Source organism: Streptomyces sp. NBC_00576 (assembly GCF_036345175.1).
GTDB lineage: Bacteria > Actinomycetota > Actinomycetes > Streptomycetales > Streptomycetaceae > Streptomyces.
Genome location: NZ_CP107780.1, coordinates 2,902,060 through 2,927,153 on the forward strand (window position 1 = coordinate 2,902,060; position 25,094 = coordinate 2,927,153).

General features: G+C 70.4%; 23 protein-coding genes. 11 read left to right on the top strand and 12 right to left on the bottom strand.

The window, feature by feature from the left end; all coding sequences use genetic code 11:
- Nucleotides 1–24: 24 nt before the first annotated feature.
- A complete protein-coding gene (locus OG734_RS11980; protein ID WP_443064854.1) occupies nt 25–651 on the top strand; it encodes an NADAR family protein in 627 nt (208 codons plus the stop codon).
- A 356-nt stretch (nt 652–1,007) separates the two neighbouring features.
- On the opposite strand, the gene OG734_RS11985 is transcribed toward OG734_RS11980, so the two are convergent.
- Complete coding sequence (locus OG734_RS11985; protein ID WP_330287484.1) at nt 1,008–2,012, bottom strand: DUF4190 domain-containing protein; 1,005 nt, start codon at nt 2,010–2,012, stop codon at nt 1,008–1,010.
- A 231-nt stretch (nt 2,013–2,243) separates the two neighbouring features.
- Between OG734_RS11985 and OG734_RS11990 the strand changes: the two genes are divergently transcribed.
- Both OG734_RS11990 and OG734_RS11995 read left to right on the top strand, forming a co-directional pair.
- A complete protein-coding gene (locus OG734_RS11990; RefSeq protein ID WP_443064855.1) occupies nt 2,244–3,308 on the top strand; it encodes an adenosine deaminase in 1,065 nt (354 codons plus the stop codon).
- 37 nt (nt 3,309–3,345) lie between these two features.
- Nucleotides 3,346–4,029, top strand: coding sequence for a glycerophosphodiester phosphodiesterase (locus OG734_RS11995; RefSeq protein WP_330287485.1), 684 nt, complete (start codon nt 3,346–3,348; stop codon nt 4,027–4,029).
- A gap of 29 nt (nt 4,030–4,058) precedes the next feature.
- Here OG734_RS11995 and OG734_RS12000 read toward each other — a convergent pair whose 3' ends face one another.
- On the bottom strand, nt 4,059–5,750 hold the full coding sequence (locus OG734_RS12000) for an RNA polymerase sigma factor (RefSeq protein WP_330287486.1): 1,692 nt from the start codon (nt 5,748–5,750) through the stop codon (nt 4,059–4,061).
- A gap of 294 nt (nt 5,751–6,044) precedes the next feature.
- Here OG734_RS12000 and OG734_RS12005 point away from each other — a divergent pair, with 294 nt between their 5' ends.
- Entirely contained in the window at nt 6,045–7,217 is a 1,173-nt protein-coding gene (locus OG734_RS12005; RefSeq protein WP_330293635.1) for a serine hydrolase domain-containing protein, read from the top strand.
- Here the strand turns inward: OG734_RS12005 and OG734_RS12010 are convergent.
- Nucleotides 7,207–7,734 carry a hypothetical protein gene (locus OG734_RS12010; RefSeq protein WP_330287487.1) on the bottom strand — a complete coding sequence of 176 codons (528 nt, stop codon included), beginning with the start codon at nt 7,732–7,734 and terminating at the stop codon, nt 7,207–7,209. The genes OG734_RS12005 and OG734_RS12010 overlap by 11 nt on opposite strands.
- Before the next feature lie 137 nt (nt 7,735–7,871).
- Nucleotides 7,872–9,311: a gamma-aminobutyraldehyde dehydrogenase gene (locus OG734_RS12015; protein ID WP_330287488.1), complete on the bottom strand. Its 1,440-nt coding sequence runs from the start codon at nt 9,309–9,311 to the stop codon at nt 7,872–7,874.
- A gap of 213 nt (nt 9,312–9,524) precedes the next feature.
- On the opposite strand from OG734_RS12015, the gene OG734_RS12020 reads away from it, so the two are divergent.
- The 7 genes from OG734_RS12020 (at nt 9,525) to OG734_RS12050 (ending at nt 16,355) form a co-directional block, all read left to right on the top strand.
- Nucleotides 9,525–10,040: an Lrp/AsnC family transcriptional regulator gene (locus tag OG734_RS12020; protein ID WP_330293636.1), complete on the top strand. Its 516-nt coding sequence runs from the start codon at nt 9,525–9,527 to the stop codon at nt 10,038–10,040.
- A complete protein-coding gene (locus OG734_RS12025) occupies nt 10,025–11,437 on the top strand; it encodes an aspartate aminotransferase family protein (RefSeq protein ID WP_443064856.1) in 1,413 nt (470 codons plus the stop codon). The genes OG734_RS12020 and OG734_RS12025 overlap by 16 nt, the downstream gene beginning before the upstream one ends.
- Before the next feature lie 235 nt (nt 11,438–11,672).
- A complete protein-coding gene (locus OG734_RS12030; RefSeq protein ID WP_330293637.1) occupies nt 11,673–12,437 on the top strand; it encodes an ABC transporter ATP-binding protein in 765 nt (254 codons plus the stop codon).
- Entirely contained in the window at nt 12,419–13,822 is a 1,404-nt protein-coding gene (locus OG734_RS12035) for a hypothetical protein (RefSeq protein WP_330287490.1), read from the top strand. Before OG734_RS12030 ends, OG734_RS12035 begins: the two co-directional genes overlap by 19 nt.
- A gap of 96 nt (nt 13,823–13,918) precedes the next feature.
- The gene (locus OG734_RS12040; protein ID WP_330287491.1) at nt 13,919–14,332 is read left to right on the top strand and encodes a VOC family protein; all 414 of its coding nucleotides are present in this window, start codon (nt 13,919–13,921) and stop codon (nt 14,330–14,332) included.
- Nucleotides 14,333–14,382: 50 nt separating this feature from the next.
- Entirely contained in the window at nt 14,383–15,504 is a 1,122-nt protein-coding gene (locus OG734_RS12045; protein WP_330287492.1) for an LOG family protein, read from the top strand.
- Nucleotides 15,505–15,656: 152 nt separating this feature from the next.
- The gene (locus OG734_RS12050) at nt 15,657–16,355 is read left to right on the top strand and encodes an LAETG motif-containing sortase-dependent surface protein (RefSeq protein WP_330287493.1); all 699 of its coding nucleotides are present in this window, start codon (nt 15,657–15,659) and stop codon (nt 16,353–16,355) included.
- 84 nt (nt 16,356–16,439) lie between these two features.
- On the opposite strand, the gene OG734_RS12055 is transcribed toward OG734_RS12050, so the two are convergent.
- From OG734_RS12055 to frr, 8 genes are all read right to left on the bottom strand, one after another.
- Entirely contained in the window at nt 16,440–17,237 is a 798-nt protein-coding gene (locus OG734_RS12055) for a maleylpyruvate isomerase N-terminal domain-containing protein (RefSeq protein ID WP_330287494.1), read from the bottom strand.
- Between the two features lie 25 nt (nt 17,238–17,262).
- The gene (locus OG734_RS12060) at nt 17,263–18,279 is read right to left on the bottom strand and encodes an ABC transporter ATP-binding protein (RefSeq protein WP_330287495.1); all 1,017 of its coding nucleotides are present in this window, start codon (nt 18,277–18,279) and stop codon (nt 17,263–17,265) included.
- A 2-nt stretch (nt 18,280–18,281) separates the two neighbouring features.
- Nucleotides 18,282–19,991, bottom strand: coding sequence for an ABC transporter permease (locus OG734_RS12065; protein ID WP_330287496.1), 1,710 nt, complete (start codon nt 19,989–19,991; stop codon nt 18,282–18,284).
- Nucleotides 19,967–21,046 (bottom strand): thiamine ABC transporter substrate-binding protein, encoded by a 1,080-nt coding sequence (locus OG734_RS12070; protein WP_330287497.1) that lies wholly within the window; start codon nt 21,044–21,046, stop codon nt 19,967–19,969. Before OG734_RS12070 ends, OG734_RS12065 begins: the two co-directional genes overlap by 25 nt.
- 229 nt (nt 21,047–21,275) lie before the next feature.
- Complete coding sequence (rlmN, locus tag OG734_RS12075; RefSeq protein ID WP_330287498.1) at nt 21,276–22,382, bottom strand: 23S rRNA (adenine(2503)-C(2))-methyltransferase RlmN; 1,107 nt, start codon at nt 22,380–22,382, stop codon at nt 21,276–21,278.
- Between the two features lie 100 nt (nt 22,383–22,482).
- Nucleotides 22,483–23,154 (bottom strand): hypothetical protein, encoded by a 672-nt coding sequence (locus tag OG734_RS12080; RefSeq protein ID WP_330287499.1) that lies wholly within the window; start codon nt 23,152–23,154, stop codon nt 22,483–22,485.
- A gap of 137 nt (nt 23,155–23,291) precedes the next feature.
- Entirely contained in the window at nt 23,292–24,419 is a 1,128-nt protein-coding gene (locus tag OG734_RS12085; RefSeq protein ID WP_330287500.1) for a phosphatidate cytidylyltransferase, read from the bottom strand.
- Complete coding sequence (gene frr / locus OG734_RS12090; RefSeq protein WP_327697979.1) at nt 24,419–24,976, bottom strand: ribosome recycling factor; 558 nt, start codon at nt 24,974–24,976, stop codon at nt 24,419–24,421. The genes OG734_RS12085 and frr overlap by 1 nt, the downstream gene beginning before the upstream one ends.
- Between the last annotated feature and the right edge of the window lie 118 nt (nt 24,977–25,094).

Genomic DNA, 25,094 nt, shown 5'->3' on the forward strand with positions numbered 1-25,094 from the left:
CCGGATGGGAAATGACGGGACGTGATGTCAGTGGTGGCTGCCAGACTCGCGTGCATGGGGAAACTCGTAGCGAACACGGAGAACACCGGGAAGTCGGGGCAGATCGACTCGGTCGAGGCCCTGACCAGGGAAGTCCGTGCGGGGGCCCGGGTCAGGTACCTGCACTTCTGGGGGCACCGACCACGCCCGGACGGCGGTGTGGGTGCGAGCTGTCTCAGCCAGTGGTGGCCGGCCGCGTTTTCGGTGGACGGGGTGGAGTACGCGACGGCCGAGCACTGGATGATGGCCGCCAAGGCCCGCCTGTTCGAGGACGAGGAGGCGGAGCACCGGGCGATCTCGGCACCGAACCCGGCACTGGCGAAGAAGGCCGGGCGGCTCGTGCGTGGCTTCGACGAGGCCGTATGGGAGCGCGAGCGCTTCGGGATCGTGGTCGAGGGCAGCGTCCACAAGTTCGCCGCGCATACCGCGCTGCGGGGTTTTCTGCTGGGCACGGGCGAACGCGTGCTGGTGGAGGCGAGCCCCATGGACCGCGTGTGGGGCATCGGCCTCGCCGCGGACGACGAGGCGGCGATGGATCCCGAACGGTGGCGGGGCCCGAACCTGCTGGGGTTCGCGCTGATGGCAGCGCGGGAGCGGTTGCGGGTGGGTTAGCGCTCCGCCGGATGCGCGGTTCGTCTGCCATGGGTCGGGGGGCTGGGGAGGCTGGCGGGGGCCGGTCGCGCCCACGCTGCGGCGGCCCGGATGAGCCCGGCCCGCGCCCCTCGAAGGTGCGGATTCCGCTGGGGACGGGCGAGGCCGGCGGGAACGGGCCCTTTCACCCGGCGGCGGACCGGATGGATACAGCCGCGCGCCACCTCGCGGGATGCGGATTCCGCACCCGCCTTCCCGGGGCCGCTCGGATCCGCCTGCTCAGCCGCTGCCGCGGCGGGCGACGCCCTGGGGTCCCCCTCCGTGGAAGGCATGGCATGCCCCATGTCTCCAACACGATCCGCCGGGCAGGCCCTGGATCAGTCCTGGACCTGCTGGGACAGGACGGTCGAGTAACTGCCGTCGATGTTGTCCGCGGACCCCTCTTCGCCGAACGCGATGATGAGGACGCCGAACGCCACGGCGATGACGATGCCGACGGCACCGCAGATGATCCCGGCCAGCGCCTGGCCCGGGTTGGTCGCCTGGCCCCGGCGGGCCCTCTGCCGGGCGACCAGGCCGAAGACCACGGCGAGGATGCCCAGGATGATCGCCAGCGGCCAGAGGCAGAAGAAGACAGCCGAGATGATGCCGACCACGAGCGAGGCCGTACCCATGCCGTTCATCGGCTGCGGCGCCATCGGGGCCCAGCCGTAGCCGGGGCCGCCGCCGTACATCGGGGGCGCGGGATACCCGGGGCCGGAACCGGCGTATCCGGACTGCTGGGGATAGCCGTAGCCCGCACCGGACGGGTGGGTCGGATAAGACGGATAGGCGTACGGCGCCTGTCCGGGGCCGTCGGGTGCTATGGGCGGCGGGGGAACCGGCCCGCCGGGCGCGGCGGGCCGGGCGTAGGAGGCCTGAGGGGTGGGGGGCGCGAAGGGGTTGTCCTGCGGGACGCCGGCAACGGGGCCGCCGGGCGGGGCGAAGGGGTTGGCCCAGGGCTGGGAGGCCTGGGCCGCCGGGGCTGCCGGTGGAGGCGTGGTGCCCGCCGGGGTCGAGGTGACCGTGGGGTGGTTGTGGACGGAGGGGAGTGGCGGGTCGGCGTCGCCGGCCTTCCGGAACATCGTGCGGCGTGGGCCGTCGGCGGCGGAGCCGGAGCCCCGGGCGTCCGCTGCCGGCGCTGCCCACGGGTCGGGCTCGACGCCGGAATCCGCCGTACCGTCGGAAGCCGGCCCGGCCGGAGGCTTGTCCATCGGGACCCGTGCGGGCGTGCCGTTCGCGGGGCTCTCGCCGACGGTTTCGCCGGTCGCCGCGCCCTCGGAACTCGCCCCCTCCGCAGGGATGTTCTCCGGCGAGTGCGGCGGCTGCGCGGCATCGGACATGCGTGGGGTCCCCTCGTTCGTACGTTCTGTCATGCTACGGCCCGCGATCGCAGGGCGACGGAGCGCCTCGGCATCCCCGGCCGCCCCTCCCACCTGCCCTGCCCCGGACGGAACCCACGGGTGTCTCTTCGCGGGCCCGGCCTACGATGATCCCCGAGTCATCGATCAGCCGATCACCCGCGTCCCGCCGACCACCGCACGGTCCGGGGCGCCGTTCCCGGGGAGGAACCCTTGACCGACCACCACCAGCGTGCCGCAGCCGGCATCAGTGACCCGCACGCCTTCATCTCCGGGCTGCCCAAGGCCGAACTGCACGTCCACCACGTCGGCTCCGCCTCCCCCCGGATCGTCTCGCAGCTGGCCGCCCGCCACCCCGACTCCCAGGTGCCGACCGACCCTGAGGCCCTGGCCGACTTCTTCACGTTCACGGACTTCGCGCACTTCATCAAGGTGTACCTGTCGGTCGTGGACCTCATCCGCACGCCCGAGGACGTCCGGCTGCTGACGTACGAGATCGCCCGGGACATGGCCCGGCAGCAGGTCCGGTACGCCGAGCTGACCATCACCCCGTTCTCCTCCGTACGCCGCGGCATCGACGAGCGGGCCTTCATGGACGCGATCGAGGACGCCCGGAAGTCGGCCGAGGCCGAGTTCGGGACCGTACTTCGCTGGTGCTTCGACATCCCGGGCGAGGCCGGGCTCGTATCGGCCGAGGAAACGGTGCGGCTCGCCACCGACGACCGGCTGCGCCCGGAGGGGCTGGTGTCGTTCGGGCTCGGCGGGCCGGAGATCGGCGTACCCAGGCCGCAGTTCAAGCCGTACTTCGACCGGGCGATCGCCGCCGGACTGCGGTCGGTGCCGCACGCGGGCGAGACCACCGGGCCGGAGACGGTCTGGGACGCGCTGAACCACCTGCGCGCAGAACGCATCGGGCACGGCACGAGTTCCGCGCAGGACCCCGAACTGCTCGCGCACCTCGCCGAGCAGCGCATCGCCCTGGAGGTCTGCCCGACCTCCAACATCGCCACGCGCGCGGTCCGTACGCTCGACGAGCACCCCATCAAGGAGTTCGTGCGGGCCGGCGTCCTCGTCACGATCAACTCCGACGACCCGCCGATGTTCGGCACCGACCTCAACAGCGAGTACGCGGTCGCCGCCCGGTTGCTCGACCTCGACGAGTGGGGTCTCGCCGACCTCGCCAAGAACGCCGTCGAGGCCTCCTTCCTCGACCCGGCGGGCAAGGCCGCGCTGGCCGCCGAGATCGACACGTACACCTCGGCATGGCTCGCCCCCTGAGGCACGTCACCATCTCCCGCCCCAGCACAATGGGCCCATGCAGAACGTGACCGCCGTGGCCCATCGCGGCGCCCCCTACCGCTTCCGCGAGAACACGACCGACTCGCTGCGTTCCGCGCTCGAACAGGGCGCGGACGCGGTCGAGATCGACGTACGACTCACCCGTGACGGCGTGCCCGTGCTGCTGCACGACGCGACGCTGAAGCGGCTGTGGGAACGGGAACGGCCGCTGGCCGTACTGACGGCGGCCGAGGTCCGCCGGCTGACGGAGGACGGGGTGCCGACGCTCGCGCAGGCGCTGACCGTGACCGAGGGCAGCCGGGTGATGATCGATCTGCCGGGATCGCCCGATGTACGGGCGGTACGGCGGGTGATGGACGTGGTCCGGGAGTGCGCCGCGGAGGACCGCGTGTACTACTGCGCGGACGCCCCGGCGATGCTCGCGGTGCGCGCGGCCGACCCGACCGCGGAGATCGCCCTGACCTGGAAGAGCGTCGCAGCGCCCCGCCCCGCCCTGCTGGCGGCGGTTCGCCCGCGCTGGCTCAACTACCGCTTCACTCTCGTCGACCGGAGACTCGTGGCGCGGGTGCACCGGGACGGCTACCTGCTGTCGGTGTGGACCCCGGACACCCGTCGTTCCATGCGGCGACTGCTGGACGCCGGTGTCGACTCGATCACCACCAACCGGATCGACGCGTTGTGCGCGCTGCGGAAAGGGTGACGCGGCCTACCCGTTGAGATCATGGCAGCTCAGGTGTCCTGCACTCGGGACTCCTGAGCGACGGTCGCCGGGTCGGCCGGGGTGGCCCGGGTGGCGTACTGCGGGACGGGGGTGTCGTCCTTGCCGGTGTCGCGGACCAGGCCGTAGCGCTTGGCGCCCTCGGGGGGTCCCCTGGTCACGTCGGCCTCCACGTTGTCCCAGGTCGTCGGGAAGACGCTCAGGCCGTAGTCGGCGCCCCGTTCGTTCACGGTGAGAGTGACACTGCCGTCGACGTAGAAGTACTCGTTCTGCCACATCTGCTGGGTACCGGCCGGCGGCACGGCGTAACCGGTGGTCGAGTTGCCCATGCCGGTGGCTGAACTGTCGGTGCTGCTGACCCGGTCGTCCATACGGCGGCCGCCGCCCGAGGCCACGTGGAAGAGCTTGCCCTTCAGACCGGTCCAGGCCGGCATGACCAGGCCGCCCGCCCGGTACTGCGGCGAGATCTGCCAGCGGACTAGGACATAGCCCTGGCCGGTGAGCGTCACGCTGTCGCCGCGGTGGTTCATGGTGGCGTGCGCGCCGCCGGTGCTCGTGATCCCCGGCTCGGGCCGGCGCGGGAGGGCGGCGGCCCGCGCGTTGGGATCGGGCGCCGTGTCGACGGCGTCGACGACCGTGCCGTACAGGTCCGGCTTCGACTGCGTCGCCGACGGGCTGGGAGAGGTCGAGGGCGAGGGAGAGGGCGACGCCGACGGGGATCGGGGCGGAGTGGTGACGGGTGCCTGGGACTGCGGGCGGGCCGTGGGGGTGGCGATGGCCGGCGGCGGGTCCTCGGCGGGCTGTGTCACGACGTACGCGCCGCCCGCGACGATCGTCGCCCCCGCGCTGAGGGCGACGGCCGGCTTCGTCAGGGCGCCGAGCACCTTGCCCGACCACCCGAGGGAAGCGCCGGCGGTGGCAGCGACGGCCGTTTTGCCGCCGAAGGCCAGCGACAGGGTGAAGCCGACGGGCAGCGGAACGAGCGCGATGCCGACCAGCAGCCGCTCCGCCGGTACGACGACCGCCTCGCCCGGGCTCGCGCAGTACGCGCACCCTCTGATGTGCCGGGCCAGCCGCTTGCGCCACACGGAGTCCGGGTCGCCGTCCCAGCGGGCGGTCAGTTCACGCAGGTCGGGGCAGGCGTCGTCGAGCGCCCGTACGATTCCGCGCGAGGCCTCCAGGCGCCCCTTCATCCGCTGGACACGCACGGCGGCGTGCTGTCGGCTGATGCCGACGGCAGCCGCCAGCTCACGGCGGCTGAGTTCGCCCGCGACCTCCAGCCACCACAGGGACAGCAGTTGGCGGTCCTCGTCGTCGAGCCAGCGCACCGCCTCCGCGACCTCGCGCCGCTGCCCCTCCAACTGGAGTCTCAGCACAGTGAGTTCGGCGAAGTCAGCGGCTCCGTCGGCCGTCTCGTCACGCAGGATGGCGGTCGTACGGCGGCGTGCGCGGTCCCGGATCTGCCGCATCGCGATCGCCACGAGCCACGACCGGAAGCTGTCCGGGTCGCGCAGGGAGCCGAGGTTGTCGACAGCCCGGAGCATGGTCTCCTGCACGACGTCGTCCACGTCCGCGTGACCGTTCAGGGCCCGGCCGACGATGTTGTAGACCAACGGCAGCCAGCCCGCGACCAGCTCGTCCAGCGCCCGCCGGTCACCGGCCTGCGCCGCAGCGATGGTGGAACTCCACTGACGCCCGTCCACAAAAGCCCCTTCTCGTACGTGTGTGCACCTTACGTCGCCCTGTTGCACACCAGTTCCCCACGAGGTCGCCAGAGGAGACGGACCGGAGGCACCGCCGATAACAGTTTTCGCCCCCCGCACAGGCCGCCCAGAGCACGGGCCCTAGGTGCGATCCCCGACAAGATCCGGACGCGGTACGCCAGTTGGCCCCAGGCCAAGACCAGGGTCGACGTACTCCTCAGTGACGATCCGTATCGCCTCGTACCGATCAAGGATGTGAGCATCGACACCAGCCGCCACCTGCAGGAGCAGCCGATGCACATGCCCACGCGTACCGCCGCCCGCGCCACAGCCCTCGCGACCGTCCTCACCCTCACCCTCGCCCTGCCGGCCGGTGCCCTTGCCGCTCCCACGTCAGCCGCGTCCCACCCGGCGACCGTGCGGGACGCGGCGCCGAACGCAGAGGCGCTGCGGGCGGCGCTCGCCGGGTTACCTGACGGGGACGCGACCGCGGCTCTGGTACGGGTCGGCGGCACCGGCGGTGTCTGGCGCGGCAGCGCGGGTGTGCACGACCTGACGAGCGGGCGAGCGGCGGACCCGGACGCGCGTTTCCGCGTGGGTTCGACGACGAAGGCGGTCACGGCGGCGGTCGTGCTCCAGCTCGCGGCGGAGGGCAAGGTGAACCTCGACCGACCGGCCCGGCGCTACCTTCCGGAGCTGATCCCCGCCGCGTACGGACAGGTGACCGTGCGCCAACTCCTGAACCACACCAGCGGCATCCCGGCCGCCGACGGCCTCGGTACGACCTTCGAGGAGTGGTACGCACACCGCTTCGACCGCCACTCGCCCCGCGAGATGGTCGCCTCGGCCACCGCCAAGAAGCCCGAGTTCGCACCGGGCGCCGAGCAGCACTACCTCAACATCAACTACACCGTCCTCGGACTGCTGATCGAGCGGACCACCGGCCACTCGTACGAGCACGAGACGGCCCGCCGTGTCCTCGCCCCGCTGGGAATGCGGAACACGTACTTTCCCGGCACCGACCCGGACATCCGGGGGCCGCACAACCACGGCTACCAGGCCGTGACGCGGGCGGACGGCACGACGGAGTACCGCGATGTCACGGTGTGGGGCACCACGGACAGCTGGGCGGCGGGCGCCATGATCTCCACGACGGCGGATCTGGAGCGGTTCCTGACCGCCCTGTTCCGCGGGCGGGTTGTGCCACAGCCGCAGCTGAAGGAGATGTTCACCGTCCCCGCAGGCGTGAGGGGTGCCACGATGAGCGCGGGTCTGCAGCGGTATGTCACCGACGACGGCACGGAGTTGTGGCTCAAGTCGGGCGGCCGGTGGGGCTACAACTCGGTCATCGCCGCCACCCGCGACCTGTCCCGCACCCTCGTCTACAGCGTCAACTCCACCGACGCGAAGGGCCAGGGCATGAATCCCGTCGCCGCACGCATCGCGCAGGCTGCCTTCACACCGTGACGTGGGCCGCGGCTGGAGGCGTCGCCGTCAGCGCCTCCAGCCGCTTGATCCGCTTCCGCACGGCGTACAGCGGGATCACGCCGAACACCCCGAACGACATGTCGATCACCGTCCACCAGAAGGGAATCCCCCTGATCGGCCCGCAGATCAGCGCGAGCGGAACGATCCCGGCACAGGCGATCATCCCGAACTCGACGACCCAGATGTTGCGTACGGGGTCGCGGTAGGGCCCGTAGAAGGCGACCGCGATGACGAGGTGGGCGAAGGCGAGCCAGTCCGTGCCGTAGAGGACGAAGGGATAGCGCTCGTCGGTGGCGTCGAGGCCATCACGTACCCGCTCGACCCAGTCCATCAGCCCGGGCAGGTGCTCGGGTACGGACAGGGCCCTCAGCAGGCTCTCGGTCCAACGCAGTTCGTGCACGAGGGGAAAGGCCGTGGCGCCACTGAGCACCAGGCACACGACGAAGAGGACCAACCAGGCACGGATGCCCCTGAGCAGGGCGGCTCTGTCGCTCATGGAGGCAGCATACGCTGTAATTGAACACGTTCAAAAATGCCGCCGCGCATCCCCGCTCCCCGACCGAGCCGCCACAGCCGTGCGGCCCCGGACGGAGAACTCCCGTCCGGGGCCGCACGCGTGCCACAAAACAACCGTCAGCCGCCGAGCGACGTCATCACATGCTTGATCCGCGTGTAGTCGTCGAAGCCGTACCCCGAGAGGTCCTTGCCGTAGCCGGACTTCTTGAAGCCGCCGTGCGGCATCTCCGCGACCAGCGGGATGTGGGCGTTGATCCACACGCAGCCGAAGTCCAGGACCTTCGACATCCGCATCGCGCGCGAGTGGTCCTTCGTCCACACGGACGACGCGAGGGCGTAGTCCACGCCGTTGGCCCATTCCACGGCCTGTGTCTCGTCCGAGAAGGACTGGACGGTGATGACCGGGCCGAAGACCTCGTTCTGGATGATCTCGTCGTCCTGCTTCAGGCCCGACACGACGGTCGCGGCGTAGAAGTAACCCTTCTCACCGACCCGATGACCGCCCGCCTCGACCTTGGCGTGGGCGGGCAGCCGCTCGATGAAGCCGGAGACCTGCGCCAACTGGTTGGGGTTGTTGAGCGGCCCGTACAGCACGTCCTCGTCGTCCGGCTGCCCGGTCTTCGTCTCGGCGGCGGCCTTGGCGAGCGCCACGACGAACTCGTCGTGGATGGCCTCCTGGACGAGGACACGCGTGGCCGCCGTACAGTCCTGGCCCGCGTTGAAGAAGCCCGCGACCGAGATGTCCTCGACGGCCTTGGCGATGTCGGTGTCCTCGAACACCACGACCGGCGCCTTGCCGCCCAGCTCCAGGTGCACGCGCTTGAGGTCTTTCGACGCGGACTCGGCGACCTGCATACCGGCCCGCACCGAACCGGTGATCGACGCCATCGCCGGCGTCGGGTGCTCGACCATCAGCCGACCGGTGTCACGGTCCCCGGTGATGACGTTGAAGACGCCCGTGGGCAGGATCGAACCGATGATCTCCGCCATGAGAACCGTGGACGCGGGCGTCGTGTCCGACGGCTTGAGCACCACGGTGTTGCCGGCCGCGATCGCCGGGGCGAACTTCCACACGGCCATCATCATCGGGTAGTTCCAGGGCGCGACCTGCGCGCAGACACCGACCGGCTCGCGCCGGACGATCGACGTCATCCCGTCCATGTACTCGCCGGCGCTGCGCCCCTCCAGCATCCGGGCGGCACCCGCGAAGAAGCGGATCTGGTCCACCATCGGCGGGATCTCCTCGGACCGGGTGAGCCCGATCGGCTTGCCGGTGTTCTCCACCTCGGCCGCGATGAGCTCCTCGGCGCGCTCCTCGAACGCGTCCGCGATCTTCAGGAGGGCCTTCTGCCGCTCGGCCGGCGTCTTGTCCCGCCAGGCGGGGAACGCGGCGGCGGCCGCCGCCATGGCGGCGTCGACGTCCGGCTGCCCGGACAGCGGCGCGGTCGCGTACGCCTCGCCCGTCACGGGGTTGACCACCTCGGTGGTCCGCCCGTCGGCGGCGTCCCGGAACTCACCATCGATGTAGTTGCGCAGACGACGCAGCTCGGTGCTCACTGCCGGCCCTCCAGGTTCAGATGTCGGTTGACTCAGGTGTCGAGTGACTCGGATGTCGAGTGACTCGGGTGTCCATTGGCTGAGACACCCACCCTATTCCGCAGTCCGACGTTTTCAACACCCCCGATCCCCCGCAAGCTGCGAAATCCGCAAGACAAGGGTCCATGAACAACGAATTTCATCGATCGAGCCTTGCGAAACGTTCGACTCCTCGTGCACAGTGAGCGCGTGGCCAGTCGAAGCGCAGAGCACAGGGACTCCCGCGAGTCCAGGAACGGCACTCCCCAGCTGGACGCCGTGTCCCTCGCCATCATCGAACAGCTCCAGGAGGACGGCCGCCGGCCGTACGCGGCGATCGGCAAGGCGGTGGGCCTCTCGGAGGCGGCCGTGCGCCAGCGCGTCCAGAAGCTGCTCGACCAGGGGGTGATGCAGATCGTCGCCGTCACGGACCCGCTCACCGTGGGTTTTCGCAGACAGGCGATGGTCGGCGTCAACGTCGACGGCGACCTCGACCCCGTGGCCGACGCGCTGAGCGCCATGCCGGAAGTCGAGTACGTGGTGATGACCGCGGGCTCCTTCGACATCCTCGCCGAGATCGTCTGCGAGGACGACGACCACCTGCTGGACGTCATCAACAAACGCATAAGGGCCCTGTCCGGCGTGCGCTCCACCGAAAGCTTCGTCTACCTCAAGCTCAAGAAGCAGACCTACATGTGGGGAACCCGATAACCGTGACGACCACCGACAGCCCCGGTTCAGGCTCCGGCTCCAAGGACCTCAGCCGCACCGCGTACGACCACCTGTGGATGCACTTCACCCGCATGTCCTCGTACGAGAACGCCCCCGTCCCGACGATCGTCCGGGGTGAGGGCACCTACATCTTCGACGACAAGGGCAAGCGCTACCTCGACGGCCTCGCGGGTCTGTTCGTGGTCCAGGCCGGTCACGGCCGCGTCGAGCTCGCCGAGGCGGCGTTCAAGCAGGCGCAGGAGCTGGCGTTCTTCCCCGTATGGTCGTACGCCCACCCGAAGGCGGTGGAGCTGGCGGAACGTCTGGCGAACTACGCGCCCGGTGACCTCAACAAGGTCTTCTTCACCACCGGTGGCGGCGAGGCCGTCGAGACCGCCTGGAAGCTCGCCAAGCAGTACTTCAAGCTGGTCGGCAAGCCCACCAAGTACAAGGTCATCTCACGCGCCGTCGCCTACCACGGCACCCCGCAGGGCGCCCTGTCCATCACCGGCCTGCCGGCCCTGAAGGCCCCCTTCGAGCCGCTGGTCCCCGGCGCCCACAAGGTCCCGAACACCAACATCTACCGCGCCCCGATCCACGGCGACGACCCGGAGGCCTACGGCCGCTGGGCCGCCGACCAGATCGAGCAGGAGATCCTCTTCGAGGGCGCGGACACGGTCGCCGCCGTCTTCCTGGAGCCGGTTCAGAACGCGGGCGGCTGCTTCCCGCCCCCGCCGGGCTACTTCCAGCGGGTCCGCGAGATCTGCGACCGCCACGACGTCCTGCTCGTCTCGGACGAGGTCATCTGCGCCTTCGGCCGCCTCGGCACGATGTTCGCCTGCGACAAGTTCGACTACGTACCGGACATGATCACCTGCGCCAAGGGCATGACCTCGGGCTACTCCCCGATCGGCGCCTGCATCATCTCGGACCGCCTCGCCGAGCCGTTCTACAAGGGCGACAACACCTTCCTGCACGGCTACACGTTCGGCGGCCACCCGGTGTCGGCGGCGGTCGGCCTGGCGAACCTCGATCTGTTCGAGCGCGAGGGCCTCAACCAGCATGTGCTGGACAACGAGGGCGCGTTCCGCTCGACCCTGGAGAAGCTGCACGACCTGCCGATCGTCGGTGACGTCCGCGGCAACGGCTTCTTCTACGGCATCGAGCTGGTCAAGGACAAGGTGACCAAGGAGTCCTTCGACGCGGAGGAGACGGAACGTATCCTCTACGGCTTCCTCTCCAAGGCCCTCTTCGAGAACGGCCTGTACTGCCGTGCCGACGACCGCGGCGACCCGGTCGTCCAGCTCGCCCCGCCGCTGATCTCGACCCAGGAGACGTTCGACGAGATCGAGCAGATCCTGCGCGCGACCCTGACGGAGGCGTGGACGAAGCTGTAGCCCCCGGCGGTCCGGCTGACGGTTCAGCCGGCAGTTCAGCCGTTCATACGGCCCGGGTACACCCGTACGAGTGAGAACGGGTGTACCCGGGCCGTGTGCTGTCCGGCCTCGCCCCGCCGAATACCTAGCGTGCCTGTAACCGATCGGCCCTGCCTTCGTTCCCCCGCACGGGGGGATTGCGCGGATTCCACCCGCGATCCGCATGGCATTTCTGATCCGAACCGAGGTGTACGCGATGGTGGCCCCGCCGGACAACGACGTGCTCTGGGCACGCGCCCTGCACTTCCAGCACAACGACGGCTCGCCCGCGCTGAGCGGCGTCTCGCTCGGTGTCCGGGAGGGCGAGATCCTCGCCGTCAGCGGCCCGCGCGGCAGCGGCAAGACGACCCTGCTGCGCTGCCTCTCCGGCCTGGTACGACCGCTGCGGGGCGAGGTCTGGTTCAACAGCGTGCCCGTGCACACGATGGGCCCGCTCACCCGCGAACGGCTGCGCCGCGACCGGTTCGGCTGGATCGACCCCGCCCCGGCCCTCGTACCGGAACTGAACGTCTGGGAGAACGCGGCCCTTCCCCTCATGCTGCGCGGCACCAGCCGGCGGCGTGCCAAGACGGCGGCGCTGGAGTGGCTGGAGCGCCTGGACATCGGCGACCGGGCCCGTAAACGCCCGTACGAACTGCGCCAGTCCGAACGCCAGCGCGTCTCGATCGCGCGGGCGCTGGCCGCGGCCCCCACGGTCCTCTTCGCGGACGAGCCGACGGCGCCCCTGTACCAGGCGGACCGGGCGCACGTACTGCGGACGTTGACGACAGCGGCCCGCTCGCACGGCATCACGGTGGTCCTGGCGACGCACGACGCGGACACGGCGGCGCTGGCGGACCGCACGGTCTCGCTGCTCGACGGGCGGCGCGTGAACACCGTCCACCTGCCCCCGGTCGCCGAGAACGCCACCGGGGCCGGGACCGACGCGGAAGGCCGGGCCGCGTGCTCGCTCTCCGTCTAGCCCGCGGCTCCCACCCGGGCGTCCAGCTCCGCCGACTGCTCGTCGCGGCGGCGTCGGCGGCCACGGGTTTCCTCCTCCTGGGGACCCTGGGCCACGCCCTCGCCCACCAGGACATCCCCGGCGGCTCGGCGCTGCGTCTGGCCTGGTGCGTGGCCCCCCTGGCGGCCACGGTCCACTTCGCGGTGACGGTGGCCCGCACGGACCCCGGCACGAGACCGCGCCCGGGCCTGTCGGCGATCGGCCTGGGCCCGGCCCGCCTGATGGCCGTCTCGGCCACGACAACGGCCCTGTCCTGCACCCTGGGGTCGATGCTGGCCCTCCTGTTCTTCCTCCACCTGCGGGGCGACCTGACGGGCATGCCGTTCGACGGCGACGCGGCGGACTTCCTGGCCGCGGACCACCCCCTCCCCCTCCCGGCCGCCCTGACCCTCCTGACCCTGGTACCGGTGGCGGCGTCGATCTCGGTCGCCCTTTCCCTACGCCCCCGGGACCCCCGCCCGGACTCGGCCCAGGGGCCGCGCCCGAGGACGTACGGCCGCTTCGGCGCGGAGGGCAACAGGGGCACACGGGAAACGTTCGGCGCGTACGGACGGTTCGGCGCCCACCTGCGCCCCACTGCGGGCAGTCGTCCCGCTGGGGCGGCACGAGTGGGCGCAGCGGCATCCCGTACAGCGCCGGGTTGCGCGACCAACGCCTCAGCACCAGCCCCGGGCACCCCTGAAACCCCGGACCAGGACCCCGACGTCACCACCACCGACCCGCACGCCCTCCCCACCCCTCTCCCACCCCCCCGGGACCTCCCCTGGGGCTTCGCCGTACTGGCAGCCGGCCTCGCTGTAGAGGCCTACGCCGCCCGCGCCCCCCACACCCGCCTCGCCATGCCCGGCGGAGCCGCCGGCAGCCCCGCCGCCGTACTCGTCGGCTGGACCCTCACCGCTCTGGGCCTCGCCCTGGCCGGCCCCGGCCTCACCCACCTCTGCGGACGCCTGCTCCAGGCCGTCCGCCCCGGCGCCCTGCGCCTCCTCGCCGGCCGCGTCCTCATGGAGGAGGCGACCCGCATCGGCCGCCCCCTGGGCGTCGTCTGCGCGGTGGCATCGGGCGCGTACGCCATGGCCGCCCTGTACGACGCCGACGACCCCTCCCTGGGCCCCCTGACCACCCTGGGCGCCCTGGTCGTGGCGAGCTGCACCATCGCCACGCTCCTCACGGCCGCCGCCGAGGCCAGGCGCGCCCGCGCGGACACCACCGCGGCCCTGCTCCGCCTGGGTGCACCGGCCACGACGCTGCGCACCGCCGCCGGTCTGCGCGCGGCTGCCCTCCTCGCCCTGTTCGCCCCGCTGACCTTCCTGATCGCGGAGTTGGCGGCGCTGCCGCTGACCGCGTGAAAACTCGTACGGAAAACATCTGCACGCACCGATGAGTTCCGCCGGGCCCCCGGGTCTACCCCACCGAACAGCACCACACCGACGGGAGAGACCCTCATGAGCGAGTACCAGCAGATGATCTTCGTGAACCTGGCCGTCAGCGATGTCGCCGCCTCGAAGAAGTTCTTCACCGAGCTCGGGTACACGATCAACCCCCAGTTCACGACCGACGACTGCGCCTGTGTCGTGATCAGCGACACCATCATCGCGATGCTGCTGAGCAAGTCGCGCTACGCCGATTTCACGAAGAAGGAGATCGCGGACTCGACGAAGACCAGCGAGGTCCTCATCTGTCTGAGCGCCGAGAGCCGCGCGAAGGTCGACGAGCTGGTCGACGGGGCACTCGCGGCGGGCGGCACCGAGCCGCGCGAGGCGCAGGACTACGGCCAGATGTACGGCCGCGCGTTCGACGACCTCGACGGCCACACCTGGGAGGTCATGTGGATGGACCCGGCGGCCGTCCAGAGCTAGGGCTGTCGCCCCAGATCCTGCCCTGCCCCGGACCGTGCTTACATGGGCGGGTGCAGACGAGCCCCGCCCATGCGGCCCACCACGACGACCGTGAGATCGAAACGCTCGACGAGTTCGACGCGGTCGTCTCGGCTCGCGGCACTCTCGCCGGATTCCGCGTCCAGGCCGTCGATCTGACGGACCGTACGAAGGAGCTGCTGGGCAGCGCCACCGCGGGCGCCGTCTTCCTCGGCTGCCCGATGCGTCCGGACGCGGCGGCGAAGGTCCGCGCGGACGGCGCTCTCGTCTTCCCGCCCCTCCCGGACCTGCCTGTCAACCCGTACCGCGGCCATCTCTACTCGCCGGACGAGTTGTTCGCCGGGCTCGACAAGGGTTACGAGCGGACACCAGACGCCCTCGCGTACGCCTGGTTCCAGCGTACGAAGGCCGACGGCGACATCTTCGCCTCGATGCTGCGTTCCGTCCACGACGACGCCGTCTCCGACGCCCTCGACGAACTCCTGCGCGCGACACAGGTCGTGGGGGTGATGGGAGGTCACGCGATGGCACGCGGGACGCAGGCGTACGCCGGTGCCGCGCGCCTGGGGCGCGAGCTGACGCGCGCCGGGCTCACGGTCGCCACGGGCGGCGGCCCGGGCGCGATGGAGGCGGCGAACCTCGGCGCGTACGCGGCCCCCTTCGACGACACCATGCTCGACGAGGCGTGCGAACTCCTCGCCGGGGCACCGTCGTTCACGCCCTCGATCACCGACTGGGCGCGCGCCGCCTTCGATGTTCGCGCGCGCTGGCCCAAGGGGGGCGGCTCGGTGGGCATCCCGACCTGGTTCTACGGGCACGAACCGCCGAACGCCTTCGCCTCGCACATCGCCAAGTACTTCGCCAACGCCACCCGTGAGGACGGGCTGCTGGCCCGCTCGACCGCGGGGATAGTCTTCCTGCCGGGTGCCGCCGGGACCGTACAGGAGATATTCGACAACGCGACCCCGAACTACTACGAGTCGCGCGGCGAGCCCACGCCCATGGTGCTGGTGGACCGCGTCCACTGGACCGAGCGGCTGCCCACCTGGCCGCTGCTCCAATCGCTGGCGCGGGGGCGGGCGATGGAGGACCGAATCGCCCTGGTCGACCGGATCGAGGACGCTCCGGAGGCTCTGAAACGCCTCGCTGGTTAACGGGTAGGCAAAACAAATGCCTGGAGCCTGCATACAGATTGACAGCCCTTATGCTGCGCTTATAAACCTGTGAGACTCGTGGGGGTGACGAGGTGATGAGGTCTCTTCACTCCCTCCACCCCCCTCAGTTGTGCATCCCGTGAAGGGCAACCGTGTCCATATCTGTCCATACCGCACGTTCCGTGCGAATTCTGGGTGTTGCCTCCGCCTCGGCCGCGCTCGCGCTGGGCGTCGCGGGCAACGCGTTCGCCTGCAACATCAGTGAGTTCTCCGCCATCGCCAAGTGCGACGGCGAAAAGGGCGTCATCAGCGTCACCGACAAGGACCCGTCGGGCACCCCCGCCACGGTCACCGTGTACCTGGGTGACAAGGTCATCGGCTCCCAGGACGTCGTGGGCAGCCGCGAGGGCGTCACCGTCGACTTCTCGGAGGACTGGGCGCCGAACGCGACGTACCGCGTTCACGTCAAGGCCGGCAAGCTGGTCGACGAGGACGTCAAGCCGGATGTGACCACTCCGGGCGAGGCTTGCAAGACGGAGCCGACCCCCACCCCGACCCCGCCGGCTTCCGAGACCCCGACGCCCTCGGAGCCCGCTGCTACGCCGACCCCGTCGGCGTCGGAGCCCGAGGAGTCCGCCACCCCGACTCCGTCGGCCTCCGCCTCCGAGAGCACCCCGGGTGCCCCCGCGGACAGCGTTCCGACCCCCGCGGGCGGCAGCTCCAACCTCGCCGAGACCGGCGCCAGCTCGAACACCGGCGTGATCGCCGGTATCGCGGCTGCCCTGGTCGCCGTCGGCGGCGGCGCCGTCTTCTTCGGCCTGCGCCGTCGTGGAGCGTCCAGCAACAGCTGACGTTCCGCTCGCCGTATCCGCAGTACCCGGCTGTACGTTGTGGCCCGTCCCCGAAACAGGGGGCGGGCCACTCCGCTGTCAGGGCTACCCGAACGTGGCCCGCGCCAGCCAGAACTCCAGCAGCTCCCGATCCCCGAGGATCTCCAACCGGGGGCTGTCCAGCGGCAGTCGGCGGTAGAACGCGAGCATGACGTCGGTGAGCGGGCCGCGCAGGGCGACCGTCGCCTTCTCATGGCCTCGACGCCAGGCGACACCGTCCTCGGTGAGCTCGACAAGCCACTCGGCGTTCAACCCGGGTGTGGTGTCCGTGGCGTGGAGATGGATGCTGCGGCCCGGCCCGCGCAGTTCCCTCGCCGCGTCGTCCGGGTCGGTCCGCTGCCCGAACTCGACGATCTGCAGCCACTCGTCGATCGCATCGGCGGCGATGTCCGCCGCGACCTCGTACGGCTGCCCGGCGGCGAGCGTCGCGTCCGCGCGGTGGACGGTGATCTCGTGGGTCATCCGGCGCGCCCAGAACCCGGAGCTACGCTCCCAGCCCCACGTCCATACCTTCGCGTCGGGCCCTGCCTCGCGCAGCGCGCCGACGACCAGCTCGCCGGTCTCGGCCAGCCAGGCGTCCAGCGCGGCGGCATCGCCCTGGGCCTCGGGACCGTCACCCAGGGGCACTTGATCGTCGTCGACGTCCTCATCGGCCCGGGTGCGCACCAGCGTGTCCACCCAACGCAGGGCACCGCCCGTGTGCCGTACGAGCTGTTCCAGGGACCAGTCCGGGCAGGTCGGCACCGTCGCGGACAGATCCGCGCCGGAGGTCACCACCGCCCTCAACTGCCCGACCTGATGGGCGATTTCATCGCAATATCGGTCATGTGCGAGCGTCGTCATGCCCCGAACACTATGGGCGGCCCCATCACCCGAGCACGACAATTTCGGCCGATTCGAAGGCCATCCCGACCTCGTCCCCCGGTTCCGGCGCCTCGCGCAGCGCGCACGCGGCCTCCAGCCGGGGCGCGTCCTCGGGCTGGAGCTGTACGGCGACATGCGTACCCCGGAAGGTGCGCGCGGCCACGATGCAGCGCAGGCCCTCGGCGGCGGGCACCAGACGCACACCGGCGGGCCGCACGAGCAGCGTGCGCGCCCCTTGTTCGGTTCCCTCGGGGACCGGAATCTTGCCCCAGGGGGTGTCCGCGACCTGCCCGCTCACCGTCGCCTCGACGACGTTGTCGAAGCCAAGGAAGCGAGCCACGAACTCGTCGGCGGGCCGCTGCCAGACGTCAAGTGGCGTACCGGACTGGGCGATTCGGCCGTCGCGCATCACGATCACGCGGTCGGCCAGGGCGAAGGCCTCGCCCTGGTCGTGGGTGACGGCGAGTACGGTGGTGCCCAACCGGCCGAAGAGAACCCGGAGTTCGACGACGAGCCGCTCGCGCAGCGAGCGGTCCAGCTGGCCGAGCGGTTCGTCGAGCATCAGCAGCCGAGGGCGCGGCGCGAGGGCGCGGGCAAGGGCGACGCGTTGCTGTTCCCCGCCGGAGAGCGCGGCGACGGCCCGTCCTGCGGCCCCCGGCAGCCCGACCAGGTCCAGCAACTCCCGTACACGTACGTCCTGTTGAGCCCGGGGTACGTGGTGCATGCGCAGCCCGAAGGCGACGTTGCCGCCGACGTCCCGCTGCGGGAACAACTGGTGGTCCTGGAACATCAGGCCGACCTCGCGCTTGTGCGCGGGCACCCCGGCGAGGTCCCGGCCGTCGAGCAGCACCCGTCCCGCGTCGAGGGGTTGGAGTCCGGCGACCGCCCGCAGCAGCGTCGATTTGCCGCTGCCGCTGGGTCCGAGCACGCACACGATCTCGTGCTCGGCGACATCGAGGCCGACACCGTCGAGCACGGCCCGCGCCCCGAACCGTACGGTCGCTCCGTCGAGACTGAGCATGGTCAGAACTCCCCCGTCCGGTCGGTCCGCAGCCGCTCCAGCACGAGCAGGGCCACCGCGCACACCACCATCAAGATCGTCGAAAGGGCCATTGCCTGGCCGTAGTTGAGGTCGCCGGGACGGCCCAGCAAGCGGGCCACAGCGACCGGCAGCGTCGGGTTGTCGGGCCGGGCGATGAACACGGTCGCCCCGAACTCGCCCAGCGACACGGCGAACGCGAACCCGGCCGCGACGAGCAGCGCCCGCCGCACGATCGGCAGATCGACCTCGCGCCAGACCCGCCAGGGCGAAGCCCCCAGCACGGCCGCCGCCTCCCGCAACCGCCCGTCCACGGCCCGCAGCACCGGCAGCATGGTCCGCACGACGAACGGCACCCCGACCAGCGCCTGCGCCAGCGGTACGAGGATCCAGCTGCTGCGCAGATCCAGCGGCGGCTCGTCGAGCGCAATGAGGAACCCGAACCCGACGGTCACCGCCGACACCCCGAGCGGCAGCATCAACAGCGCGTCGAACCCCCGTACGAGCCACCCGGCATCGCGCCGGGTGAGCGCCACGGCGGCCAGTGACCCCACGGCGACGGCGATGCCGGTGGCGACGACGGCGTACTGGAGCGAGTTCCCGATGGCGGCGATCGGCGCCACCAGGAAGATGCCGGAGTCGTCGCGGGTGAGCGCCTTGTAGTAGCCGAGGCCCGCGCCGCCGGGCGTACCGAACGAGCGTTGCACGAGCACGGCGAGCGGCAGCACCAGGAGGACGGCGATGCTCACCAGCACCCCGCCGAGCAGCGCCCACTGGCCCCGGCCGCGCGGCCGGCGTGCGGTCGTCTCCGGCGCCACGAGCCGCAGCGCGCTCTCCCGCCGCCGTACCGTCCCGGCGTGCACCGCGAGGATCGCGCCCACCGCCACGAACTGGACGATCGTCAGGACAGCCGCAGTCCCCAGGTCGAAGATCTCCGAGGTCTGCCGGTAGATCTCCACTTCGAGGGTGGCGAAGGTCGGCCCGCCGAGGATCTGCACCACACCGAAGGAGGTGAAGGTGAAGAGGAAGACCATGAGCGCGGCGGCGCCGACGGCGGGTGCGAGGGCGGGCAGCGTGACCTGCCGCCACGCCGCGAACCGCGAGGCGCCGAGCACCCGCGCGGCCTCCTCCTGCCGCGGATCGAGCTGCGCCCAGAGCCCACCGACCGTCCGTACGACGACGGCGTAGTTGAAGAAGACGTGCGCGAGCAGGATCGCCCACACGGTCGTGTCCAGCCGTACGCCCCACAGCTCGTCGAGCAGCCCGCCACGCCCGACCAGAGCCAGGAACGCCGTACCGACGACGACGGTCGGCAGCACGAACGGCACGGTCACCACGGCCCGCAGAATCTGCTTGCCCCTGAAATCGAAGCGTGCAAAGACGTACGCGCCGGGGAGCGCGATCAGCAGCGTGAGCGCGGTGGAGGCGAGCGCCTGCCAGAAGGTGAACCAGAGGACATGCCGGATGCCGGAGTCCCCCAGCACCTCCCCCACCTGTTCCAGCCGCCACACCCCGTCGACGTGCAGGCCACGCGCGACGATCGCGGCGACGGGGTAGGCGAAGAAGAGAGCGAAGAAAACGACGGGCAGCGCGAGCAGGGCGCCCCGCAGAGCGGCGCCCTTCCGGCGCGCAGCCCCTGCGGCCGCTTCCGGTGCTCCCCTTGCTTTCGTTACTTCAGTACGAGCGATGTCCACGACTTGACCCACTGGTCACGGTGTTCGGCGATCTTCGCGGGGTCCATGGTCTCGGGGTCCTTGGCCTGCGGCCCGAACTCGGTGAACTCCGCGGGCACCTTGGCGCCCTCCCGCACGGGGTACACGAACATGTTGAGGGGCATGTCCTCCTGGAAAGTCTTGCCGACGAGGAAGTCGAGCAGCGCCTTGCCGCCCTCGCTGTTCCCGGCGTTGCTGAGCAGCCCGGCGTACTCGACCTGCCGGAAGCAGGTGCCGGTCGCGACCCCGGTCGGGGCGGTGGCCGGCTTCGGGTCGGCGAAGATCACCTCGGCGGGCGGCGAGGAGGCGTACGAGACGACGAGCGGCCGGTCGGCCTTGGCCTTCTTGCCGCCGGCCGACCCGGAGAACTCCTCGTTGTACGCCTGTTCCCAGCCGTCGACGACCTTCACACCGTTGGCCTTGAGCTTCGTCCAGTAGCCGGCCCAGCCGTCGTCGCCGTACTTGGCGGCGCTGCCGAGCAGGAACCCGAGTCCGGGCGAGGAGGTGGAGGCGTTCTCCGTGACGAGGAGATCCTTGTACGCGGGCTTGATCAGATCGTCGAACGACTCGGGCGGGGTCAGCTTGTGCTCGCTGAACCAGGCCTTGTCGTAGTTGACGCAGATGTCGCCGGTGTCGATCGGCGTGACCCGGTGCTTGTCCTCGTCGGTCCGGTACGCGGGCAGGATCGCGTCGGCGCCCTTCGCCTCGTACGACTGGAACAGCCCGTTGTCGAGCGCGCGGGAGAGCAGGGTGTTGTCGACGCCGAAGAAGACATCGCCCTGCGGGTTGTCCTTGGTCAGGATCGCCTTGTTGACAGCCTGCCCGGCGTCGCCGTCCTTGAGGACCTTGACGGTGTACCCGGACTGCTTCTCGAAGGCGGCGAGGACGCCCTTCGAGACGGCCCAGGAGTCATGGCTGACGAGGGTGACGGTCTTGGACGACCCACTGGAAGTCCCGTCGTCGGACGACCCGCACGCGGCCAGCGTGACAAGCCCGAGCCCGACGGCCACGGCGGTGACCTGCCTGGTGATGCTCACTGGAATTTTCCTCCTGGGATGACCAGGAAGAGACGCGGCCCTGCCCGGGCCCCGTTGGAGGGTTCCCGGGCAGGGCGCAACAGCAAGAGTGATGACCGAACTTCCTACCCAGAATGACCTGGGCGAGGTTCAGAGGGTCTGCGGCCCACCAATGTGATCTGGCTGCCGCACTCTCAGCGCTGTGGCGCTCCCCTGTCGGAATATGAAGATATGTATGTACGGCGTAAGACTACCGCTCGGTGGCTGCCAGCTGACCGCACGCCCCGTCGATCTCCTGCCCCCGGGTGTCCCGAACCGTGACAGGCACCCCGTGCGCGGCAATGGCCTCGACGAACGCCTTCTCGTCCTCGGGCCGCGAGGCGGTCCACTTGGACCCCGGAGTCGGGTTCAGCGGAATCAGGTTGACGTGCACAGGCTTGCCCCTGAGCAGCCGCCCGAGCCGGTCACCGCGCCAGGCCTGGTCATTGATGTCCCGGATCAGCGCGTACTCGATGGACAGCCGACGCCCCGACTTGGCCGTGTACTCCCACCCGGCATCGAGCACCTCGCGCACCTTCCACCGCGTGTTGACGGGTACGAGGGTGTCGCGCAGCTCGTCGTCGGGAGCGTGCAGGGAGATGGCGAGCCGGCACTTGAAGCCCTCGTCGGAGAACCGGTGGATGGCCGGCACCAGCCCGACGGTCGAGACGGTGATCCCGCGCTGCGACAGCCCCATGCCGTCCGGCTCGGGGTCGGTCAGCGCACGGATGGCACCGACGACGCGCTTGTAGTTGGCAAGCGGCTCGCCCATGCCCATGAAAACAATGTTGGACAGCCGCGCGGGCCCGCCCGGGATCTCCCCGTCCCGCAGCGCACGCATCCCGTCGACGATCTGGTGCACGATCTCGGCGGTGGACAGGTTCCGGTCCAGCCCGGCCTGCCCCGTCGCGCAGAACGGGCAGTTCATCCCGCACCCCGCCTGCGAGCTGATGCACATGGTCACCCGTTCCGGGTACCGCATGAGCACCGACTCGACGAGCGTCCCGTCGAACATCCGCCACAGTGTCTTGCGGGTGGTGTCCTGGTCGGTCGACAGATGACGGACGACCGTCATCAGCTCCGGAAGCAGCGCCTCCTGGAGCTTGGCGCGCGAGGCGGCCGGGATGTCCGTCCACTCGGCCGGGTCGTGCGCGAACCGCGCGAAGTAGTGCTGCGAGAGCTGCTTGGCACGAAACGGCTTCTCACCGATCGCGGCAACGGCCTCTTTACGCTCGGCGGGCGTGAGATCGGCAAGATGCCGCGGCGGCTTCTGGGCTCCGCGCGGGGCGACGAATGTGAGTTCTCCGGGCTTAGGCATGGCTGTACCAGTGTCGCAGACATCCGGACAGCCTCTCGCCGCCCTGTGGACAACCTCAGGGCCAGGCACAAAAGCCCAGGTCAGCAGCTTGCCTACGTACTCACCGAGGTTCCGCAGCCATCACCCCTCGAAGCTGCGCCACCTCCCGCTCCAGCTCGCGGTAGTGGTCGCTGACCTTGCGCCGGGCCGTCGGGGTGACGCGGCCCCCGTCCAGTTCGGTCAGCCGCTCGCCCAGGGCGGTGAGGCCTGTCTGCCAGCCGGGCCAGCCATCGGCGCCCTGGGCGGCGGCCAGCTCGCTCTGGGCGGCACGCAGGGCCGCGTGGACCCCCTCGCGCAGCGGGACCAGGTCGGCGCGCAGCCGTTCGGTGCGCTCGCGGAGATAGACGAGGGACTCGCCGTATCCGGCGAACGTCTCGCCCAGCTCGGTCATGGACCTGACCTGCCCCCCGAGCGCCTCCAGCCAGGGCACCGCCACCTCGACGCCGTGCTCGGCCGCCTGGACGGTCGCGGTACGGACCTCGTGGTAGTGCTGGGAAATGCCGTCCAGGTCGGCGAAGACACTCATTGCGCCGAGCGTCTGCTCGCGGATGGTGTCCGAAGGGAGTCCGTCTCCCCGGTCGAGCAGCGCCTCGATCCGCGCCAGCTCGCCCCGCACCGTCCGGCGCAGCTCCAGCAGCGCCTGGTGAGCCGCGTCGGCCGCCTCGACAGGGCCGGCGACAGCTGCCAGCCCTTCGGCCTGCCGCTGGCGTCTGGCCCGACTACTCCCCCACATGCACGCCGCCCCTTCCGGACAGATCGACCGCATCGAAGTCGATCTTAGGTTCGAAAGGGGTGGTTTCGGGCCGACATGGATGTTTCACAGGAAACCCGGACCGTACTGGAACATTCCGACCGTCATTCCGACCGCCCTCAGCCCACGAAGGCAACGAACAGCAACCACACCACAGGAGCCGTGGGAAGCAATGAATCGAGCCTGTCCATGATTCCGCCATGGCCCGGCAGCAAGGTGCCCATGTCCTTGATGCCCAGGTCCCGCTTGATCATGGACTCGCCGAGGTCGCCGAGCGTGGCGCTGACCGCGACCGCGAGGCCCAGCAGCAGTCCCTGCCACCAGGTGCCGTCGTCGATCGCGTACTCCATCAGCAGCGCGCCCGCCACCATCGCGAACGCGACCGCGCCGAACAGGCCCTCGCGGGTCTTGCCGGGGCTGATACGCGGGGCGAGCTTGTGCTTGCCGAAGCGCCAGCCGATCGCGTACGCGCCGGTGTCGCTGACGACGGTCAGGAGCAGGAACGTCATGACGCGCTGCGCACCGTCGTCGGCGGTGAGCATCATCGCGACGAAGGTGGCCAGGAACGGGACGTAGAAAGCGGCGAAGACGCCTGCCGTGACGTCCCTGAGGTAGCCCTCCGGGGGTTCTGTCATGCGCCAGACCAGGACCGCGAGCGCGGTGAGCGCCATCGCGACCCACGCGCCCTCGGGACCCCGGACGTATCCGGAGACGACCATCGCGGCCCCGCCGAGCGCGAGCGGCACCAGCGGCGCCTTGATGCCCTTGCGCTCCTGGAGCCGGGACGTCAGTTCCCACAGGCCGACCACGACGGCGACCGCTATCACGCCGACGAAAGCGGCCTTGACGACGAACAGCGACGCGATGATCACCGCGCCGAGTCCGACGCCGACCCCTATGGCCGCACCGAGGTCCCGGCCCGCGCTCTTCTTCTGCGGGGCGGGGGCGGGCTGCTGGGCGTCGTCGGGCGTGGGCATGGAATCCGGCTTCTGCGGCACCGTCCCATAGGGCTGTGCCTGCGGCATCTCGTCGCGGAACAAGGGGCCGCCCGGCCGAGCGGCCCCCCTGTCGTCATCCTGGTCTCCGCCATGTGCGGGTACGTCGGGCACGATGGGCATGGGGCGAGTCTGCTGCGCGTGGTGCGCATCGTACGCGGGACCCGCCGGGGCAGCCCCCTGGACAGGCCCTCCCTCGGACGGCCCCCAGTACCCGGCGTGGGGCGACGCCCCCCAGGAAGAGTCGTTCATCAGACTTCGAGAAGCTCCGCTTCCTTGTGCTTGAGAAGCTCGTCCACCTGCGCGACGTACTTCGCGGTGGTGTCGTCGAGCTCCTTCTCCGCGCGACGACCCTCGTCCTCGCCGACCTCGCCGTCCTTGACGAACTTGTCGATGGTGTCCTTGGCCTTGCGGCGGATGGCCCTGATCGAGATCTTGGAGTCCTCGGCCTTGGTCCGCGCGACCTTGATGTAGTCCTTGCGGCGCTCCTGGGTGAGCTCGGGGAACACCACGCGGATGATGTTTCCGTCGTTGCTCGGGTTGACGCCGAGGTCTGAGTCGCGGATCGCCTGCTCGATGTTGCGCATCGCGGTCTTGTCGAACGGCGTCACCACCGCCATGCGCGGTTCGGGCACGGAGAACGAGGCCAGCTGGTTGATCGGCGTCAGCGCGCCGTAGTAGTCGGCCACGATCTTGTTGAACATCGCCGGGTGCGCACGACCGGTGCGGATCGCGGCGAAGTCCTCCTTGGCGACCACGACGGCCTTCTCCATCTTCTCCTCGGCCTCGAGGAGGGTCTCTTCGATCACCACTTGCTCCTGCGTGTCTTGAGTAGGCCCGGCTGCTGTTCTCGGTCCGCGGCCGGCTGCGTCGCGTCTTCTTCCTGCACGGTTCCCGACCGCCAGGACATTGTCCATCCCCCGCTCA

Coding starts and splice junctions, on each gene's coding strand:
- OG734_RS12030 (WP_330293637.1), top strand. CDS start 11,673: ATGGTGGCCCCGCCGGACAACGACGTGCTCTGGGCACGCGCCCTGCAC.
- OG734_RS12060 (WP_330287495.1), bottom strand. CDS start 18,279: ATGCTCAGTCTCGACGGAGCGACCGTACGGTTCGGGGCGCGGGCCGTG.
- OG734_RS11995 (WP_330287485.1), top strand. CDS start 3,346: ATGCAGAACGTGACCGCCGTGGCCCATCGCGGCGCCCCCTACCGCTTC.
- rlmN (WP_330287498.1), bottom strand. CDS start 22,382: ATGCCTAAGCCCGGAGAACTCACATTCGTCGCCCCGCGCGGAGCCCAG.
- OG734_RS11980 (WP_443064854.1), top strand. CDS start 25: ATGTCAGTGGTGGCTGCCAGACTCGCGTGCATGGGGAAACTCGTAGCG.
- OG734_RS12005 (WP_330293635.1), top strand. CDS start 6,045: ATGCACATGCCCACGCGTACCGCCGCCCGCGCCACAGCCCTCGCGACC.
- OG734_RS12080 (WP_330287499.1), bottom strand. CDS start 23,154: ATGTGGGGGAGTAGTCGGGCCAGACGCCAGCGGCAGGCCGAAGGGCTG.
- OG734_RS12040 (WP_330287491.1), top strand. CDS start 13,919: ATGAGCGAGTACCAGCAGATGATCTTCGTGAACCTGGCCGTCAGCGAT.
- OG734_RS12055 (WP_330287494.1), bottom strand. CDS start 17,237: ATGACGACGCTCGCACATGACCGATATTGCGATGAAATCGCCCATCAG.
- OG734_RS12010 (WP_330287487.1), bottom strand. CDS start 7,734: ATGAGCGACAGAGCCGCCCTGCTCAGGGGCATCCGTGCCTGGTTGGTC.
- OG734_RS12085 (WP_330287500.1), bottom strand. CDS start 24,419: ATGAACGACTCTTCCTGGGGGGCGTCGCCCCACGCCGGGTACTGGGGG.
- OG734_RS11985 (WP_330287484.1), bottom strand. CDS start 2,012: ATGTCCGATGCCGCGCAGCCGCCGCACTCGCCGGAGAACATCCCTGCG.